Here is an 18030-nt window from a genome sequence, read left to right as displayed (position 1 = left end):
GCCTCTCTCCTCAAGCGAGGGCGGCCAGGGCAGGGGTGTGCCCCAAGGGGTTGTACCGTCCCGTGTACCGGCGCGGCGCGCGGCCTTGCTGGCCCCGTCAGCGGCCCTTCTCGGCCCCTCCGCTCCAGCCCTCCCCCTCAACATGGCTTCTATCCCGCCTATACGCAACATCGTCTTCTGGTTTGAGCGCGCCGGGGTGCGCCGCTACATCGACTGGGAAGAGCGAGTCCCCACCGAGTCCGTGTGCACCACCCAGGAGAAGGATGGCCTCGCGAACATCCACGCCCTCTTCACGACGGAGCGGAGCTTCTTCCAAGAGAAGGATCGGTACTCGAGCAACCTCGCGGAGGTGGGCTTCCTGCCCCTGAGTTGCACGGATGGCACGCGCCCCGCGGGTCCGGACAGCTGCAAGTGCGGGGGCCCACGCAAGCACCTTGTCTCGCGGCAGGCGGGCAACTTGCGCGCCGCTCCACCCCGCGAGGAGCGCGGCTGCGGCCTGGAGCCCGATGATGGCGGGTGACACGCCGTGCCGGAGCATCACATAGACGCCGACCACGACCGCGGGCGCGGGGGTGATGAGGAGTCTCCGGAGGCTGGAAGGAGGGGCGAAGAGGGGGTGCACAGGCTTCCCGTTATTCCACACCAGAGAACTGGCCGTGACGGAGGACAACGGTGCATCGGCGCCCTACCGCGAGGCGGTTCCACTGCGCTTCGCTCACCGGCGCGGAGTACCCCAACCCGTTGTCGTCTCTCAGGTGGAGGAGGTACTTCGCGCGCTTCTCCGTCACCCGTTCGTCCGCCAGGAGCTCCGGCCACCGCGGGATGAGATCCTCAGGACCCTGCGCACTCAGGGTGAGCGGACGGGCCGGCCCCCATCGCTCGGGCTCGAGCCGCAAATCCGCGCCCACCTCGTGCTGCCGCCACTGAGTCTCCCCCACTTCCAGGCTCTGCTCTGAGGACCGCTCGAGCCCCGAGCCCATTTCCACATAGAGCACACGGTACACCTCCTGCCTGGAGCCCTCCCGCTCCCCGGGCTCCAGGGTCACCTTCGGCCAGAAGGGCTTCCGGTCCGTCCCCGTCTCCGTCAGGACCCGACCCTTCGTCCAGACGTCGTACGTGTAGTCGTAATACCTGACCTTGACTGGCTTCTCGGTGCAGTCCTCCTCCTCTCGCCAGACGGGCTCGCTCCGGGAGACCGTCTCGTTGCGGTAGACCGGCACCTTCTTCGTGTGCTCGCGCGTTCGAGTCTCGTAGACCGGCTCCTTGGTCTTGCACTTCTTGTCCTTGAAGAAGCCATTTCCCAGGCTGATGCTCCCGCATTTGGACTTCTTCGTGCGGGTCCCCACCTTTTCCTTGTACGTCTCGTACGTCGTCTCCGTCTTGTAGCCAGAGACCACCTGCCGGCTTTCGCTGACCTCCTTCGTGTCGCGCACCTTCCGGGTGGTGCAACTCCGGGACGTCTCGGTCTCGAGGCGCGAGCGGAGCCGCCTCGCGCCCTGGGGCAGGGACGTCCCGCTGCCCTGGAGCGTCTCTCGCTTCTCAAGGTGGATGCTCCGCTCCCAGGCGAAGCCCGTCACGACGCCCTTGATGCGCTGTTCGACCTTCGTCTCGCGCGTCCAGAACAAGCCGACCACCGTGGCGGAGACGCGCTGGGACTCGGGCTGCACCTGCCTGAAGAGAAGCCACGCCCCGGCGACCCCTCCGAAGACGACCAGGGCGATGAAGATCAGGCTGATGAGACAACCCCTGTTTGCATCCTTGGCTTCAGCCTCACTGAGCTTCTGGGTTGTGGGCTCGGTGGCAGCGGGTTTCTCGGCAGCGGGCTCCGCCGGTATGGGCCACGGCGGACCCAGCTCCCCGGCTTTCTTGGACCCGACCGCACCACCCTCCGGCGGGTGGTCAGTCACTGGGTGGCTTGGGCTCGCGCCCTTGGGCGCGGAGCAACGCCGGCACACGTCCAGGGTCCCCGTGTTACCGGAGCCACAATGCTCGCAGTACCAGTCCGCACCGGCCTCGGCCTGGGCGATCAGGCGCTCGTCCGTCACGGCCGGCGCCTCGTCCGGGAGGTAGAACTGGACGTCTTTCTGTCGCGCTGCACCGCAGTGATTGCACTGCTTGTGCCGCCCCAGGTTGCCCTTCGTTCCGCAGAACCCGCAGTCCCAGAGCCCTTCCCGTATCGTCACGCGTCGACGCCTTTCAGAGGTACTCGCGAAGCTCTCGCGCGAGGAACGTGGCGGTCTGCTTGCCAACGAAGACATCGCGAACGATGCCCTGCCGATCAATGAGAACCGAGACCGGACGCATCACCGCATGGCCGCGCAGGGACTCCGGCAGCGACTCGAGCTCGAAGGTGCCCTGCACCACGCCTTGGGGTACCTGCGGCTGGGCGAGCAACACGTCCCTCGGCTCGTCCGAGAGCGCCACCACCACGAGGTCCGAGCCGCCGAGCTCGGCCAGGACCTGCTCGAGGTCCCGCATGGGAGCGCGCGCGTCGTCGTTCCAGCTCGCCCTGAATTGAAGGAGGACGACCTTCCCGGACCAGGTGTCGAGCGAGCCCGGCTTCCCGTCCACCAGCTGCGTGAAGGGCACCACGAGCCGCTTCCCCAACGGACCCGCGAGCACGGGCGCCAGCTTCGACACCGCGGAGGAGTGCGTGAAGACGCCGATGAGGCCCCCCAGCAACATCACCCCACTGAGAGTCATGAAGAAGAATGCCCAGGAGAGTCTCTTCCTGAAGACGCCGAACAGCAGGACGAAGGGGCTGGCGAGGATGAACAGCCAGGAGGTGAACCGGCCCCAACCGACGATGAACTCGATGAGTGGAATGAGGTTCATGGGCGCGTGGGCGTTACGACTCGGTGCCCTCGTCCCTGTATCACGCCCGGTTGGCCGCGGACACCCGCTCCCCCTGGCGCGCCTGCGCCCCAGCCCGCCCCCGCGAGCTCACGTGCCGCGGCTGAGCTCGGGCATCCCACGCCACGCGCGCCACCGGACGAGCACGCAGCCCACGGTGAGCCCGGCGAGCGCCCCCGTCGCCGTGGGCCAGAAGGCCCACCAGAGCTGCGCCTCCAGCGCCCCCATGTCCTGGTAGCGCACCAGCCGCAACGCGAGCCCCACACAGGCCCCGGCGGCGGTGGGCAGTAGCACGCGGAGGAGCGAGGACCAGGAGCCGCCCGGCACGGGCTCCAGATGTGGGTAGCGGCGCGCCATGTACGCGAACACCACGAGCGAGCCCACCAGGGAGGAGATGTGCTGAAGGACGCGGGAGAGCGGCAGGTCCCTGCTCCCGACAGGGACGACCACGTCCGGATAGAGCACCTGCGCGGGCCACATGGAGTGGTGCGTGAAGCCGTCCCAGAGGAGATGGGTGGCGGCACCGAGCACCAGGGTCGCGGCGGTGATCAACCAGGCGAGGGGTGAGCGAGGCAGCCCTTCCGTCCGCGCGAAGCGACCCCACTGCACACCGCCCACCTCGGGCAGGGCGAGCCGCAGCGCGGGGAGGATGAGCACCTCCAGCCACAGCAGCACCGCGAGCCCCACGGGGAGGCAGAAGAGGATGAAGCCGGGGAACGCATGCGCGAAGTCACCCAGCTCGCGCAGCGCGTAGACGTAGGAGAGGTCCGGCGCGCAGGCACCGACGATGAGGGCAGTGGGCAGCACGCCCCGGCGAGAGAGCCGGAAGAAGGGCAGCACCGCGGCGGCATGTGCAGGCAGGGTGACGGGCACGGGACCGCAATCGGTATTCACTCCGGTGCTCACGGCAACCCCTTGTGTCCCCTTCGCGCTGGATGCACGACACTCCGCTCGTGGAGGGAGCAGCGCAGGCGCCCGCCAGGGCGGGTGGTACCGCGGGGCGGGCGAGAAGCTGGAGCTCTCCCCCCGTGCAGGCTCAAGCTTTCGTGAAACCGACTATGCTCATGGTGCAACCAACCCTGAAGGAGCTCACCGTGCGCAAGGCAATCGTGAAGCTGGCCTTTGTCCTGGGAATCACCGTCGAGTGAAGAGGGACCGGGGGCCTGACCGTGGTGGCGGGCAGGCCCCATCCGTCCTGGAGTCCTCACCATTCTTGCGCGTCAGCGCAAAGGCTGCGCCGAAGGGGAGCGCATCACCGACGGGCAGACGCTGGCACGTGGCGTGCTGAGCTTACGGGGAGACATCCAGGCCCCCGGAGGTCACCCATGCTCGCCGGTTACTTCGTCTCGTTCATCGTGGCCGCGCTCCTCGCAGCAGCCTGTGCCCACTGGCCCCACACGGTGGGCCGGTCGCTCGTAGCCGTCGTCTTCCTGCTCGCGAGTGCCGTCAATGGAATGCTCGCCCTGTTGCACCCCCAGCTCTACGTGGAGGGCTTCGGGCCCACGGCCATTCCGCTCTACCAGGCGTTCATCGAGGGGCCGTTCGCCCAAAATCCCGCGCTCTTCGTGCTGCCCATCGCGCTCGGGCAGTTGCTGTGCGGACTGGGGGTGCTGCTCGGCCGAGGAGTCTGGGCGCGGCTCGCCCTGGTGGGGTGCATCGTGTTCCTCGTGGCGCTCACGGGGCTCGGGGTGGGGTGCGCCTTCCCGGCCAACCTGGCGATGGCGCTCAGCCCCGCGCTCCTGTTGAGGCACCGCTTCGCGCACGGCGCACCGCACGCCTTCCATCGCAGGCACCACACGGGAGCCGGACTCCCCGCGGGCCGGTGAGCCGAGGGAAGTGAGATGAAGGGCCTGCACGGGGATGACAGGCAGGCCCGCGCCCCGAGCCTGCTTCAGTTGAAGCAGTTGTACTTCAGGTTCACCCAGAGGGGCTGCTCACCGCTCGCGATGTAGTCGTAGAGAATGCCCGTCCGGTAGCCATGGGAGGCGCACACATCGTTGGCGGTGATGTTCATGTGGACCCAGGACCAGCCGTCGGGGCGATCATTCGCGGGCACAAACACCGTGTGCACCCTGTCGCGAGGAATGCAGTGGAGGCCCACCAACTCCCCTGACTGGTGGCCCGTGAAGAAGCCCGCTCCGTAACCGCGGCGGTAGCAAGCGTAATAAGCAACCAGGTTCGCCCAGACCGGCAGCTGCGCGTCGATGTGGTCCTTGTCATCGACATACCTCCCCCAACCAAACGTCTGCTTGAGTTCCGTCAGCGTAGTGTCGAACCAGTCGACGGTGTCATCATCGAAGCAATTGACGCCCATGAGCTCGCCGGATTGATGGCCCAGGTACTGGCCCGCCGGGAACCCCTTGTCCAGACATACCTCGTTCGCGCTGCGGCTCGCATACGCCCAGCCCACTTTGTCTCGATTACTGATGGGGTAGCCCGTTGCCGCGCGCTCGGCCGCTGTCGTGTCGAACCACTCGGTTGCGAGCGCGGTCATGGAGCTGAAGACAATCCCCATGGCCAGCACGGACTTCGATGCTTTCTGTATCGCGTTCCACACGGCGTTCTTCCTCCTTGGATGGGAAACCTTCCCGGACCGGCGAATCCCGGCCAGGTGAAGCGCTCTATGAAAGGAGGTGTGACGGCGGTGTGACCGCTCGGCGTGCTACCCCACCCGTTCGATCCAATACTTGCGCCCCTTGATGCGGCCCTCGCGCAGCCGCTGGAGCGCCACGCGGGCGACGCGCCTGGAGACGGCGACGTAGGCATGACGGTCGTGGATGTCGATCTTCCCGATGTCGGAGGCCTTCAGCCCTCCGGCCTCTCCCGTCAGGGCCCCGAGGATGTCCCCCGGCCGCATCTTGTCCTTGCGTCCGGCGGAGATGAGGAGCGTCTCCCACTCCGACTCCAGTGCCCCCCCGCTCGCCGCGTCCGCGGGGGGAAGTGTCTCCGGGCTCGCGCGCTCCAGCTTCACGCCCGTGGCCTGCTCGATGCCCTCCACCTTGCGCTCGTCCTGCGGCGTGACGAGCGAGATGGCCAGGCCCGTCCTTCCCGCGCGCCCCGTGCGGCCAATGCGATGCACGTAGGGCTCGGGCTGTGAGGGCAGATCGAAGTTGATGACAGCATCGAGCGCCTCGACGTCGATGCCGCGGCCCGCCACGTCCGTCGCGATGAGGATGCGAGTGCTGTGATTGCGGAACTTCGCCATCACGTTGTCGCGCTCACTCTGCTCCATGTCTCCCTGGAGACCGTCCGCGCTCACCCGGGCGGAGACCAGCGCCCGCGTGAGCTCGACGACCGTCGCCTTGAGGTTGCAGAACACGATGGCGGCGGCCGGCTGGTGGTGCCGCAGGATTCGCAGCAGGAGCGCTGTCTTCTCCTCGGGCGCGCACGAGTACCGGAGCTGTTGGATGTCGGGAGCCGCCTCGGCCTCCACGACCGTCACGCGCGCGGGCTCCTTCTGGAAGGTCCGGCTCAGCGCCTCGATGTCCGGGGGGAACGTCGCCGAGAAGAGCACCGTCTGTCGCGTCGGAGGCGTCTCGCGGAGGATGCGCTCCATGTCCTCCCGGAAGCCCATGTCGAGCATCCGATCGGCCTCGTCGAGCACCACGGTGGAGAGCCGACCCGTCTCAAGGGCCTGCCGTTCGAGGAGGTCCAGAATGCGGCCGGGTGTGCCGACGGCGATGTGAGCACCTTTCTCAAGCGCGTTCACCTGAGGCCGGACAGGCTGGCCCCCCGCGAGCACGAGCACCTGGAGCCCCGGCAGTCTGCGACCCAGCCGGCGGATTTCTCCGGCCACCTGCGCGCAGAGCTCCCGCGTCGGGCAGAGCACGAGCGCCTGGAGTCGCCGTTGCGGGAGCTGGATCTTCTGCAGGAGGGGGAGCGCGAAGGCCGCGGTCTTCCCACTTCCCGTGCGGGCCTGGCCGACGAGATCCCGGCCTTGCAACAACACGGGGATGCTCTGGGCCTGAATGGGGGTAGCGGTCCGGAAGTCGAGCTCCTCGAGGACCTGGAGCAACGGCGGTGAAAGGGCGAGTGCGGCAAAATCCATCAGGGCCTCGGTTTGTCTCCACCCCTTGTAACAGGTGGAGCCGTTCCGGGAAGGCTCAGGCGGCGTCCGCGTCCTTTCGTGACTCCGAATCGCTCGAGGACTCGGGCGTCCAGGGCCAGGCCAGCGGGGCGATGCGCGCGTAGAGCAGGAACAACGCCTCTCCATCCGCATGTTCGCGACAGACGCGGCTGGCCTCGTTCAGCAGCAGACCCGGCGACAGCACCCGGCCGGACTTGCGCAGCTCGGACCGCAGCGCCTCCGGCACGGCCGCGAGGATGCCCTCTTTGTTGAGCCGCTCGTCGTTGGCCTCCGCGCACAGCTCCAGGTGCCGCACCAGCTCGGCCTTCAGCCGCGCGTCGTAGCCGAAAACGTACGAGCACATCTGGAACAGCTCCGAGCCCGCCTCCGTCACCAGATCCGACTGCTCGCGCGCGAAGCCCGGCTCGCCCGCCGCCCGCCACAGGCAGTCCCAGTTCGCCTGCGACGCGTTGCGCGCGAACAGCGCCCGCGCCGTGAGGTAGCTCTGCATCGAGTCGTGGAAGAAGCGCACGTGCGTGGGCACCGGGCCGGGCCGAGCGTCCGCGGACACCAGCAGCCCCGCGTCCAACAGCATCCGCAGCTTGAACTCGTCCGGGCTGTCGCGGAAGACGATGAGCCGGCTGCGGTGCTCCCAGTAGCTCCCCAGGCACAGCGCCTCCGCGAACGTCAGCAGCTCCGAGGTGGCCGCGTCGTCCGGGTCCTTCTTGAGCAACCCCGCGAAGACAGCGCGGTAGAGGTTGATGACGCTGTCCACGTCACTGCCTCCGAAGCGCAGCGCCAGTCGCACGAGGATGGGCACGTACGTCCCGTCCGCCGCGCGCCCTCGGCAGATGCGCTTGGAGGACTCGGAGAGCGGCGAGGGCTTTCCGTCCGGGCCTGGGTAGGCCTCCTGGAAGCGCGCCAACCCCGCCTCGTCCAGCCGCTTCGGCTCCACCCCCATCCACCGCAACGCATGGGACATCGCCGTCCGGTACGCCTCGTTGGGCCGGGCCGACAGCAGCACCGGCGCGTGCAGCCCCATCTCGCGCTCCAGGTAGCGGCGCAGCGCCTCGGGCTCCAGCTTCGACTCGGTGAGGCCATCCAGCACGAGGAAGAAGTCCCCCGACTCCAGCAGCGCGTCCCGCAGCGCCTCCGGCAGCCCCAGGTCCTGCAGCGCCTCCTTCGCAGCCGTCTCGAGGTCCTCCGCCGCCGGGTCGATGAAGACGGGCAGCGGCGAGGAGGGCTCCTTCCCGAAGCGCTCCAGCGACAGCCGGACAATCTGCCGCAGCAGCGCGCTCTTTCCTCGGCCTCCCGCGCACTGGATGAGCAGGTGCGCGCGCTCGCGCGTGAGCAGCAGGCACAGCTCCTCGGCGGTGCGCTCCGAAGGCGAGGGCTTCACCCCAGGCCCGGCGTACTCGACGACGTGCGAGGAGAGCTCCACGAACACCTCGCCGTTGGCCTGGGCAGAGGCCACGTCCACCCGGCGGCGCACCTGCCGGACATGGGCGGCGAAGAAGCGGCGCCGGAAGGCGGGCCAGCGCAAGAGCGGCGCGGCGGCCCAGGAGAACGGATGGGTGAAGACGAGCCGGCGGAACACGGCGGGTGACAGCAGCCCCAGGCCCGCGCACAGCACCAGTTCGGCGCACACCACGGCCACCACGGAGGGCAAGTGGATGCGCAGCCCGCCCAGCAGTCCCAGCAGCTCGCCGCCACCCGCGCCCACCAGCGAGGCCACATAGCCAACGAGCGGCAGCCACCGACGCGGAGCGGCCGAGGGTCGCAGCAGCAACATGGGCAAGAACAGCAGCAGCGTCACCGCCAGGCACGCGAGCGTGGTGCGCACCCAGACGCGCTCGAGCAGCGGCACGCCAAAGGGCACGTGCTCAAAGGTGGCGGTGAGGCGCGTGCCATTCTCCACCTGATGCGCCACCACGGCGCGGTAGAGGGACTCCGCGCCTCCCGGCGAGGCCTTCCACTGGAAGAGCAGTCCCGCGGGGTCCGCGAGGGGCCGGAGCCCATGGCCCACCAGCGCGTCGCTCCCGTCTTCCGCGCGCAGCTCGAGCTCCAGCGAGCGCCCGGCCCCCATCGCCTGCGCGAGCCCGGGCCAGTCGAGCTCCAGTGACTCCAGCGGCGAGCCCGCTTCGAGACGGCCCACGACCTGGACCCGCCCGCCCGCGTCGCGCTCAAGGCGGGCCCCCCCCGCGAAGCCCACCGCCACGCGCCGCACCTCCGAGGCCGGCCCGTAGACGTAGCCGCGCGGGAGGCCGGCGATCCAAAAGCGGTCACTTCCCGGAATGGGGAGCACGTCGCCAATCCCCATGCCCTCGAGCACCTGAGCGCTGTCGAGCCCCTCCGGCCCGAGCACGAGCCGATGCAGCCGAGTCTCCTCATCCGAGAGCAGCCACCCGCCGTGCGCGTCCCAGGCCTTCGGCAGCGGAGCGCGCAGGCCCGTGCTCCGCAAGGCACTCACGAGGATGGCCCCGTCTTTCACAGCGAGCAGGCGCACCACGCCATCGCGCGTCACCGCCCACGCTTGCTGTGCGGAGAGCGGCAGGAGCCGGGCACCTCCGAGCCCTTCTTCGCTGCGCGCCAGCTCAGCGCCCCCATCACCCAGGACATAGACACGCTTCTCATCGCTCACCCAGACGTGCCCATCCGGTGCGTTCACGAGAGAGGGCGTCCCCTCCATCTCCACCCCAGGGCCCACCACCTTCCCATCATCGACTCCCACCAGCTTCAACGAGGGACCCGAGGACCCCGGGCTCGGGGCGAACACCATCCAGAAGAAGTTGCCCCCTTTGTGGGGGAAGAGCCGCTGCACCGCCCCGGGCAGCGGGCTCGAGGTGCTCTTCGCTCCCTCCTTGCCCACGAGGAGCAGTTGGGAGCCGGAAGCGCCGGGCTGCTCCGCGAGCACCCACGCCCGTTGAGACCGAGCGGTGGGCACCAGGCTGCTCACGTCCCGCGCCCGCACCAGGCCCGGCCGAGCCTGCGCGTTGGACAGGGTGCGCGTCCTCAGGTCCACCTGATAGAGGCTCTGGTCCAGCACGAGCCATCCCTGCTGACCATCGCCCACGGGCTGGACCTTGCGCACGGTGACTCCCGAGAGCGCGGAGGGATCCACCCGGCCCACCTCAGCACCCGCGGTATCAAAGACGCGCAGCTGCTTGTTGACGCCGAATGTGATCCAGAGCCGCTCATGGCCCTCGGAGGGCACAAGCTCCAGCTCCTGCTGGGCAGGGTCCAGGAGCTGCTGGACGCGGCCCTGGTGGTCCACCACGTACACCTCGCTCAGGTCGCCCACGAGCGAGGACACCCGCACATGGACCCAGGCCCGCTCAGGGTCCGCCGTGGGCACCACGTCCACCACCCGCACGTCCCGCTCTCGGAAACGGGCATCCTTGTCGCTGAAGACCTCCGAGACGAGCTCGCGACCATCCGCGTCCACGAGCCAGAGCCCGGAGCGCTCCGGCATCCAGAGCCAGACGTGAGGACCGTGGCCGCACGACACCATCCGGCTGCCGCGCGGAAGAGGCTGCAACCAATGGCCCTCGATTCGAGCCTCGGTAGGCGGCGGTGGAGCCTCACTCCGGGCACAGCCCGCCATACTCCCGAGCAACAGGAGCACGGCACTCGTGAGGAACAGTCCCGGGGGAAGCAGGCCCCGCCGGAAGGACCGGGTACGAGAGGAAGGAGTCATGGGGCGCGGACGTCCACCGCATTGTGACACAAGTGCCCCCAAGCTCGGACGTGCCCGCCCGCCTGCCCTCCCTCGGGCCGGGGCCTGGAACATGAAGCACCACTCGCTCCTGCCAAGAAGTACGGCAAGCCGACAGTCCGGGGCCGGAAGCGCGCACCACCCGACAGGTCATTGCCCCACGGGACGAGGAAGAGCCCAGGATTGAACGATGCACCCCCGCACGAGCCGACACATCTTCCCCGGACGATTCATTCAGGAGACCTGTGTCTATGAGGCTCGTCGTTTCTCTGATGTGTATCGGCCTGCTGACCGCGAATGGCGTCGCGCGGGCGCAAACCTCGCCAACTCCGGCTCCAACAACCCAGCCCGCGCCCAGCAGCACCACGCAGGCACCGCCGCCGCCTCCTCCTCCGTCCACGACGGCCACGCAGGAGCCTCCGCCACCTCCGCCTCCGCCCGAGGCACAGGGCCCCGACGAGACCGCCGCCGAGCGCGCGGCCCGCTACAGCCGCTTCTCCTCCGGTTCGGGTGGCATGTTGCTCGTCTTCACCGAGCTCATCAGCGGCGTGGTGACGGGAGGCATTCTCGGCAACACCTTCGAGACGGAGAACGGTGACTACGTGGGCGCGGTGCTCGGAGGCCTGGCGCTCGGCACCGCCGCGGCCGTCTACCAGTATTACGTCCCCGTGGAGCGCAACGAGTCCCTGCTCGCCGCGAGTGGAGCCGCGTTGGGTTTCCTTGCCGGCTTCGGCTACGGCACCGAGCAGGACCTCAGCAGGAGAGACCGCGCTGTCACCGCGCTCCTCGCCACGCAGGCTGGCATCATCGGCGTGCTGGCAGCGACGGCGGGCCCGGGTGACGTGAGTGATGGGGATGCGTCCATCGTAGGAATGGGCGCCCTCTACGCCTTCGTGTTCACCGCGCTCACCCAGTCCACGCTGGCGCTCGCGAATGAAGGAGACGAGGACACGAACCTCACGCCGACGCTGGTCGCGCCCGCGCTCGGCATGGCGCTGGGAGGCATTCTGGCGGTGCCGTTCGAGCTCTCGGCGCAGCGAGCCTTCAAGCTCACGGTACTGCCGCTGGGCGTGGGCGCGGCGCTGCTGCTGGCGGGCACGGCGCTCGCGGATGGCCCGGCGGTCCCGCTCTCGGCGATGGGCGGTGTCGCGGCCACCTTCGTCATCACGCTGCTGGCCACGGCCGAGCCGCCCGTGCCCTATCCGCCCGCGCGGACCGGGCTCCGGTCCGAGAAGTCCGAGGCCATCAAGGCCATGCCCGTGCCGGTGCTGATGCGCACGGGCCGGCGAAGCGAGTCGCTGACCGCGGGCCCAGGCTTCCTGATGCGCTTCTAATCCCCCTCAGGGTCAGTCCGCGAAGGAGAACCCCGAGGAACATGCGCTGACAATTCCCCTCTCCCTTCGGGAGAGGGACGGGGTGAGGGTATCGGGTGCACACGGGTTGAACCCGTGGTCCACGCTATGGGCCACGGGTTGAAGAACGGTCTCAGCTCCCCTCACCCCAACCCTCTCCCGAGGGGAGAGGGAGCATCGATCTCTTCCCTGTCGGAGATGGATCGGGCTTAGCCTTCAACGTTGCGCAGGAAGTCGGCTACCTCGGCAAAGCGCCTGTCGAGGTAGCGGCGCACGCCACCGGTGATGGCGCGGGCATCCAGGGCCCGCTGCATGCTGCGCAGCCAGGCGTCGCGCATGGCGACATCCACGGGGAAGTGACCGTGGCGCATGCGCAGACGCGGGTGGCCGTGCTTCTCAATGTAGTCCTGGGGCCCGCCGAGCCAGCCGATGAGGAAGAGGCCGAAGCGCTCGCGCATGCCGCGGGACACCTTGCCGTGCTCATCCAACTCGTGCAGGCGAGCGAGCGCCGGCTCGTTCGCATCCATGGCGTCATAGAAGGCCTCGGCCAGGGCGCGCACCCCCTCCGGACCGCCGAGGCGGTGGAAGGGCATGTCCTCCATGGAGGGGACCCAGTCATCGGAGCCAGGAAGGTTCAGCCCGACGGGCTTCATCTCGGTGGACATATCGGTTCTCAACTCCGTGCCCCTGTGCGCCATTTCAGCGCCCCGTGCAACCACCGGGAGGGACGGAACTCCTCTACCTCAGGGCGCGTCGGCAGCCCAGCGCTTGGGGCGCGTCTTCAGCGTGGTGAGTCCGAGCGAGTCGCACAGGGCGAGGTAGCGCGCCCGGGGAACGCCGGCCCAGGCCAGGTCCTCCAGTGACTCGGCCAGTGGGGCATCCGTCACCAGGGTGGCCAGACGGCGGTACAGCAGCGCATCCTCGCGGTGCTCGCGCAGGGTGGCCGCGAGCTTCTCCGCGCCCCGAGGACGCACGGACCACGAGGCCGCGTCCGGGGGTATCGCATCCAGGTGGCCGTAGGCACAGAGCAGTGCCGAGGCGCCCTTCTCGCCGAAGCCGGGCAGACCGGGAATGCCGTCCGCGTCATCGCCCACGAGCGCCAGCAGGTCCGGCACGCTCGCCGGAGGCACACCCAGCTTCGCGCGCACCGCGTCCTCGTCCAGTTCCTTCTGCTGCTTGCGGTCCACCTGCACCACCTGACGGCCGCGCACGCACTGCCCGAGGTCCTTATCCGGGGTGAGCAGCCGCACCTGCTCCACCTGCCCAGCCCAGCGAGCGGAGGCGGTGGCCAGCGCGTCATCCGCCTCGAAGTCCTTCATGGACCACACGGTGAGTCCGAGCGCCCGCATGGCGTCCTCGGCGAGGTCGAACTGCGCATGAAGCTCGGGGGGGACGCCCTCATCGGACTTGTAGCCAGCGAAGAGCGCGTTGCGGAACGAGCGGATGGGGTTGTCGAAGGCCAGGGCCACGTGCGTCACGGCCTCGGCGTCATCGTGCAGCAGCGCGAGCATCGAGGAGACGAGCCCCACGGTGGCCTTCACGTCCCGACCATCCGGCGCGGAGTGCCCGGGCCGGGGCGAGAAGTGGGCGCGGTAAAGCTCATAGGTCCCGTCAACGAGGTGCAGGCGCATAGGCGCTGTCTACCACCAGTCAACGGGAGAGGCAGAGGGCTGTCGAGCCGTCCCCTCCTGACGCGCGCGCGAGCCGCTGAACGCGCTAGCTTTCGGAGTGCCCGTCATGCCCTCGGTCAACCCGCCGGTCCTGCTCACCACCCCGCGCCTGAACCTGGCCCTGCTGCCGCCAGACGCCGCCGCGCGCGTGCTCGCCTACCACGAGGCCAACCGCGAGCACCTCGGCCCCGTCTCGCCCGCGCGCCCCGACAACTTCTTCACCGTCACCTGGTGGCGCTCACGGCTGGCCCAGGACGCCGAGGACTGGCGACGCGGCCAGGCCCTGCGCCTCTTCCTCCTCTCGCGTGAGTCCTCGCTCTCCGCCGCTCCGGTGCTCGGCAGCGTGTCCCTCACCGACATCCGCCGCGGGCCCCTCCAGTCCTGTGAGATGGGCTTCGGGCTCGACTTCCACCACCAGGGCCAGGGGTTGATGAGCGAGGCCGTGCGCGCCGTGTGCGACTACGCCTTCGGGCCTCTGGGGCTGCACCGCATCCAGGCCAACCACCTGCCGGAGAACCAGCGGAGCGCCGCCGTGTTGCGCCGCGTGGGCTTCTCCGTCGAGGGCCTCGCGCGCGAGCTCGTCCTCATCGAGGGCCGCTGGCGCGACCACGTCCTCACCGCGCTGGTGGCGCCCCAGCGAGTGGGAGGGTGAAGGAGAACGTACTGCCCTTGCCCGGCTCGCTCTCCACCTGGACACGTCCCCCATGGGCCTCGACGATGCCCTTGGCGATGGGCAGCCCCAGCCCCGCCCCCTCCCGCGCCCCCTCCTTCGCCTGCCAGTAGCGCTCGAAGAGGTGTGACAGGTGCTCTGGCGCAATGCCCTTCCCCGTGTCGCTCACGAAGAAGCGCACCTGCGGCCCCTCGCGCCGGGCTCGCACGGTGACGCGTCCGCCCTCGGACGTGTAGCGCACCGCGTTGCCAATGAAGTTGGAGAACACCTGCAGCACCCGGCTCCGATCCGCCAGCACCCAGGGAAGCTCTGCCTCCACCTCGCGATCCAGCCGCAGCCCTCGCGCCTCCGCCAGCGGCCGGTGCAGCTCCACCACCTCGTCCACCAACCGAAGCGCGTCCTCCGGTTTACGCTCCACCGTCAGCCTGCCTGCCTCGAGCTTCGCCACCTCCAACAAGTCCTGGATGAGGTGGACAGCCCGGTCCGCCGAGCGCCGCATGAGGTCCGCCTGCTTGCGCCACGATGCCCCCTCCGCGCCCTCGGGCAGGTGCTTGAGCAGGTACGTCGCCCCCAGGGAGATGACATTGAGCGGGTTGCGCAGATCATGCGAGACGACGGCGAGCACGTCATCGCGCACGTGCGCGGCCTGCTGAGACTCCTTGTAGAGCCGGGCGTTGTCGATGGTGAGGGCGGCGCGTCCGGCCAGGCCCTCGGCGAGCGTGAGGTCCACCGGGCCATAGCGCCGTCCCGACTCCGCGGTGGAGGCCAGGGTGACAACGCCCAGCGTCCGCCCGCGTGCCACCAGCGGCACGAGCAACATGGAGCGTGGCGCCAGCGCGCATTGCAGGGAGAAGTGCTCCTCGTCCTCGGAGGCGGCATGCAACCAGGCATCCGACACCTCGGGGACAAGCTCCGGCTCGCCGGTGCGCAACACGCTCTGCACCCCCACCACCGTATGGGACAGGGGCCTCGAACACTCAAGCCGTCGCAGCAGTGGCTCTTGGGTGGGGTCGCGGTGGGCCATGGCCACCTGGTGCACCGCGTCCCCCTCCAGCATGCACACGGTGCAGTAGTCCGCCAGGCGCGGCACCACCAGCCGGGCCAAGCTCCACAGCGTGGCCTCGTACTCCAGCGCGGCCACCAGCACCCGACTGCTCTCGGAGAGGAACTGCTGTGACTCCTCGGCGAGCTTTCGATCCGAGATGTCTCGGATGATGGTGGAAAGCATCTCCAGCTTTCCCTCCGCCTCACGGTGGGCGAGCAGCACCTGGGAGACGGGCAGCTCCCGTCCGTCCTGCGAGAGCAGCGCCGTCTCCCCCTGCCACACGCCCTCGCGCAGCGCGGTGGGGATGCCCTCGGTCAGCAGGCGCCGCGCGGCCCAGGTCGGGTGGGCCGAAGCGATGCACCAGGCGCTCGCATTCTGCTCCTCCGCGAGTCCCACCATGCGCCGGCCGGCCCGGTTGAGGTAGAGGCCCCGCCCCTGCGCGTCCGTGCTGCCCACGAGGTCCGGGGTGGCCTCAATGATAGAGCCGAGCCGACGGCGTGCATCCTCCGCCTGTTTGCGCTCCGTCACCTCGCGCAGGTAGACGGAGACGCCCTCGCTGGAGGGACTGACGTGGCACTCGAACCATGCGCCCAGTGCCGCGAGGAACAGCTCGCACTCGGAGACGCCGTGGCCCGCCAGCGCGTGGCGTACCCCCTGGGACAGCCCGGCCAGCGAGTCCCACGGCAGGATCTCCTCCAGGGTGCGGCCCAGGAGCTGCTCCCGCGGATGCTGGAGGACCTCGACCGCGCGGCGGTTGGCGAAGGTGAAGCGCTGCTCGCGGTCCAAGGCGAAGAAAGCATCGGTGATGCTCTCCAGGAGGGCCTCGATGCGCGCGTGCGCCACCTCGGCCTCGGTGCGTGTCGCCTCCTCGCGGGCGAGCCGCAGCGCAGCCTCCTCCTCTTGCTTGCGCTTCGTCACCTCGCGCGTCACGGACACCCAGTGCGTCAGCGCGCCCTCCTCGTCCTTCACGGGCATGAAGGAGTTCTCCGCCCAGAAGGAGGAGCCATCCTTGCGGTAGGTGAGCAGCTCCACGCGGAAGGGCTCCTGCCGCCGCAGGGCCTCGCGCGTTCGTTCGAGCGCGGCCTCGTCCGTTTCCGGCCCCACCAGCAGCAGGGAGTCCAACTCCCGCAGCGCCTCCGCGCTGTAGCCCATCATCCGCGCGAAGGCCTCGTTGACGTAGATGACGCGCCGGGTCTGTCGCCCCTCCGTCGGTTCCGGCTCGAGGATGACCACGCCATCGTAGGCGTTCACCACGATGGACTCGAAGAGGCGCAGCCGCTCCTCGGTGCGTTTGCGCTCGGTGATGTCCCGGAAGTAGACGGCGAGCCCCTCCCCCGTGGGGTAGACGTTCATCTCCACCCAGGTGTCCTTTTTGGGGTCATGCTCCTCGAAGTGGACGGCGCGCTGGGTGGTGAAGGCCTCGCGGAAGTACCGTGCGGAGCGCGACTCGGAGAAGCGCGGGAACACCTCATTGGGGGTGCGCCCGAGCATCTCCTTGCGCGAGCGGCGGGACAGCTCCTCGGCCCGGTGGTTGACGTAGGTGAAGCGCCAGGCGCGGTCCAGGGCAACGAAGGCGTCGGTGATGCTCTCCAGCATGCGGTGCAGACGCCGCTCCACCTCTTCGGCCCGGGCCCGTGCGGCCTGCTCGCGCAGGAGTTCGCGCTCGCTCTCGTCGGCACGCAGCCGTGCGGTGATGTCCGTGAAGGTGATGACCACGCCGATGAGGCGACCGTCCTCCCGCACAGGGCTGCTGCGGTACTCCACAGGGAAGAAGCTGCCGTCGCGCCGCCAGAACACCTCGCCCACCACATGGTACGTCTGGCCGTCTCGGAAAGCGGCGTGTATCTGGCACTCGGACTCGGGCAGGGGCGTGCCGTCCAGGCGCGAGTGGTGGACAAGCTCGTGCTGTGACTTGCCAATGAGCTCCTCTGGCGTCCACCCCAGCATGCGCGCGGCGGCCGGGTTGACGAAGGTGGTGCGCCCCTCCGTGTCCAGGCCGTAGATGCCCTCGTCGACGGAGGTGAGGAAGAGCTCGCCCAGCTGGCGCAGCAGCGCGAGACGGCCCTGCTCACCGACAGGGCTCAGGGCGCAGGAGAACCCGAGCAACTCACCGCCTGCGTCGTGCAGCGCGGTGAGCACCTGCCTCGCCCGGAAGCGGGTGCCATCTCGCCGCACGCGCCAACCTTCGGTCTCACTGTGGCCCTCCCGCTCGGCCTGGAACAGCGCCTGCTCCGCCAGCGCGTGCTCCTCGGGCAGGTACAGGGCGGAGAGGGGCTCGCCGAGCAAGTCTGCCTTGGAGTGGAGGGTGAGCTGCCCCGCCGCCGAACTCCAGAGGGCAATGCGGCCCCGCACATCCAGGCCAACAAGCGAGAAGCCCTCTGTCTGCTCCAGCATCCGCACGGCGAGTGCGCCGCGTAGCCAAGGCGCGTCGTCTTGACGAGCTTCGTCTTCAGGCGCCTCCAATTCACCCGGAGTGCTGTGGACGGTCGGAGGCGGCAAGCAGCAGGGCCCTCCTTTCGGACCACCCGTCGCGCCCCACCTGATTCGAGGGCGGGAAGCACGGGACTCAAGGCTGTGGATTTGCTCACGCGCGGACAGAGCGCAAGGAGGGCCCGGCCGAACGGCCACTGACTATCGGGGCGGGATTGGCGGCACGCTC

At 69.2% G+C, this 18030-nt stretch carries 13 protein-coding genes; 4 read left to right on the top strand and 9 right to left on the bottom strand.

Features of this window, described 5'->3' with window-relative positions; translation table 11 throughout:
• The first annotated feature begins 142 nt into the window (after positions 1-142).
• A complete protein-coding gene (locus F0U60_RS03430) occupies positions 143-520 on the top strand; it encodes a hypothetical protein (RefSeq protein WP_395813895.1) in 378 nt (125 codons plus the stop codon).
• A gap of 112 nt (positions 521-632) precedes the next feature.
• Here the strand turns inward: F0U60_RS03430 and F0U60_RS03425 are convergent, their stop codons facing one another.
• From F0U60_RS03425 to F0U60_RS03415, 3 genes are all read right to left on the bottom strand, one after another.
• Positions 633-2183 carry a hypothetical protein gene (locus F0U60_RS03425; RefSeq protein ID WP_395813893.1) on the bottom strand — a complete coding sequence of 517 codons (1551 nt, stop codon included), beginning with the start codon at positions 2181-2183 and terminating at the stop codon, positions 633-635.
• Positions 2184-2196: 13 nt separating this feature from the next.
• Positions 2197-2835 carry a TlpA family protein disulfide reductase gene (locus F0U60_RS03420; protein WP_395813891.1) on the bottom strand — a complete coding sequence of 213 codons (639 nt, stop codon included), beginning with the start codon at positions 2833-2835 and terminating at the stop codon, positions 2197-2199.
• A gap of 108 nt (positions 2836-2943) precedes the next feature.
• Positions 2944-3759: a DUF4184 family protein gene (locus tag F0U60_RS03415; protein WP_395813889.1), complete on the bottom strand. Its 816-nt coding sequence runs from the start codon at positions 3757-3759 to the stop codon at positions 2944-2946.
• Positions 3760-4178: 419 nt separating this feature from the next.
• Here F0U60_RS03415 and F0U60_RS03410 point away from each other — a divergent pair, with 419 nt between their 5' ends.
• The gene (locus F0U60_RS03410) at positions 4179-4679 is read left to right on the top strand and encodes a hypothetical protein (protein WP_395813887.1); all 501 of its coding nucleotides are present in this window, start codon (positions 4179-4181) and stop codon (positions 4677-4679) included.
• Positions 4680-4744: 65 nt separating this feature from the next.
• Here F0U60_RS03410 and F0U60_RS03405 read toward each other — a convergent pair whose 3' ends face one another.
• From F0U60_RS03405 to F0U60_RS03395, 3 genes are all read right to left on the bottom strand, one after another.
• Positions 4745-5410: a hypothetical protein gene (locus F0U60_RS03405; RefSeq protein WP_395813885.1), complete on the bottom strand. Its 666-nt coding sequence runs from the start codon at positions 5408-5410 to the stop codon at positions 4745-4747.
• A 105-nt stretch (positions 5411-5515) separates the two neighbouring features.
• The gene (dbpA, locus tag F0U60_RS03400; RefSeq protein WP_395813883.1) at positions 5516-6901 is read right to left on the bottom strand and encodes an ATP-dependent RNA helicase DbpA; all 1386 of its coding nucleotides are present in this window, start codon (positions 6899-6901) and stop codon (positions 5516-5518) included.
• A 55-nt stretch (positions 6902-6956) separates the two neighbouring features.
• On the bottom strand, positions 6957-10616 hold the full coding sequence (locus tag F0U60_RS03395; RefSeq protein WP_395813881.1) for a hypothetical protein: 3660 nt from the start codon (positions 10614-10616) through the stop codon (positions 6957-6959).
• A gap of 269 nt (positions 10617-10885) precedes the next feature.
• Between F0U60_RS03395 and F0U60_RS03390 the strand changes: the two genes are divergently transcribed.
• Positions 10886-11968 (top strand): hypothetical protein, encoded by a 1083-nt coding sequence (locus tag F0U60_RS03390; RefSeq protein WP_395813879.1) that lies wholly within the window; start codon positions 10886-10888, stop codon positions 11966-11968.
• 227 nt (positions 11969-12195) lie between these two features.
• On the opposite strand, the gene F0U60_RS03385 is transcribed toward F0U60_RS03390, so the two are convergent.
• Positions 12196-12651 (bottom strand): group II truncated hemoglobin, encoded by a 456-nt coding sequence (locus F0U60_RS03385; RefSeq protein ID WP_395813877.1) that lies wholly within the window; start codon positions 12649-12651, stop codon positions 12196-12198.
• A 78-nt stretch (positions 12652-12729) separates the two neighbouring features.
• Positions 12730-13617 carry a 5'-3' exonuclease H3TH domain-containing protein gene (locus F0U60_RS03380; RefSeq protein ID WP_395813875.1) on the bottom strand — a complete coding sequence of 296 codons (888 nt, stop codon included), beginning with the start codon at positions 13615-13617 and terminating at the stop codon, positions 12730-12732.
• Positions 13618-13723: 106 nt separating this feature from the next.
• On the opposite strand from F0U60_RS03380, the gene F0U60_RS03375 reads away from it, so the two are divergent.
• Positions 13724-14308 (top strand): GNAT family N-acetyltransferase, encoded by a 585-nt coding sequence (locus F0U60_RS03375; RefSeq protein ID WP_395813873.1) that lies wholly within the window; start codon positions 13724-13726, stop codon positions 14306-14308.
• On the opposite strand, the gene F0U60_RS03370 is transcribed toward F0U60_RS03375, so the two are convergent.
• On the bottom strand, positions 14271-17870 hold the full coding sequence (locus F0U60_RS03370) for a PAS domain S-box protein (protein WP_395813871.1): 3600 nt from the start codon (positions 17868-17870) through the stop codon (positions 14271-14273). The genes F0U60_RS03375 and F0U60_RS03370 overlap by 38 nt on opposite strands.
• Positions 17871-18030 lie beyond the last annotated feature (160 nt).

It is taken from the genome of Archangium minus (genome assembly GCF_044360475.1).
In the GTDB taxonomy this organism is placed as follows: Bacteria; Myxococcota; Myxococcia; order Myxococcales; family Myxococcaceae; genus Archangium; species Archangium minus.
Note: the sequence above shows the minus strand (reverse complement) of the source record. Positions and strands in the feature narration are given on the sequence as shown.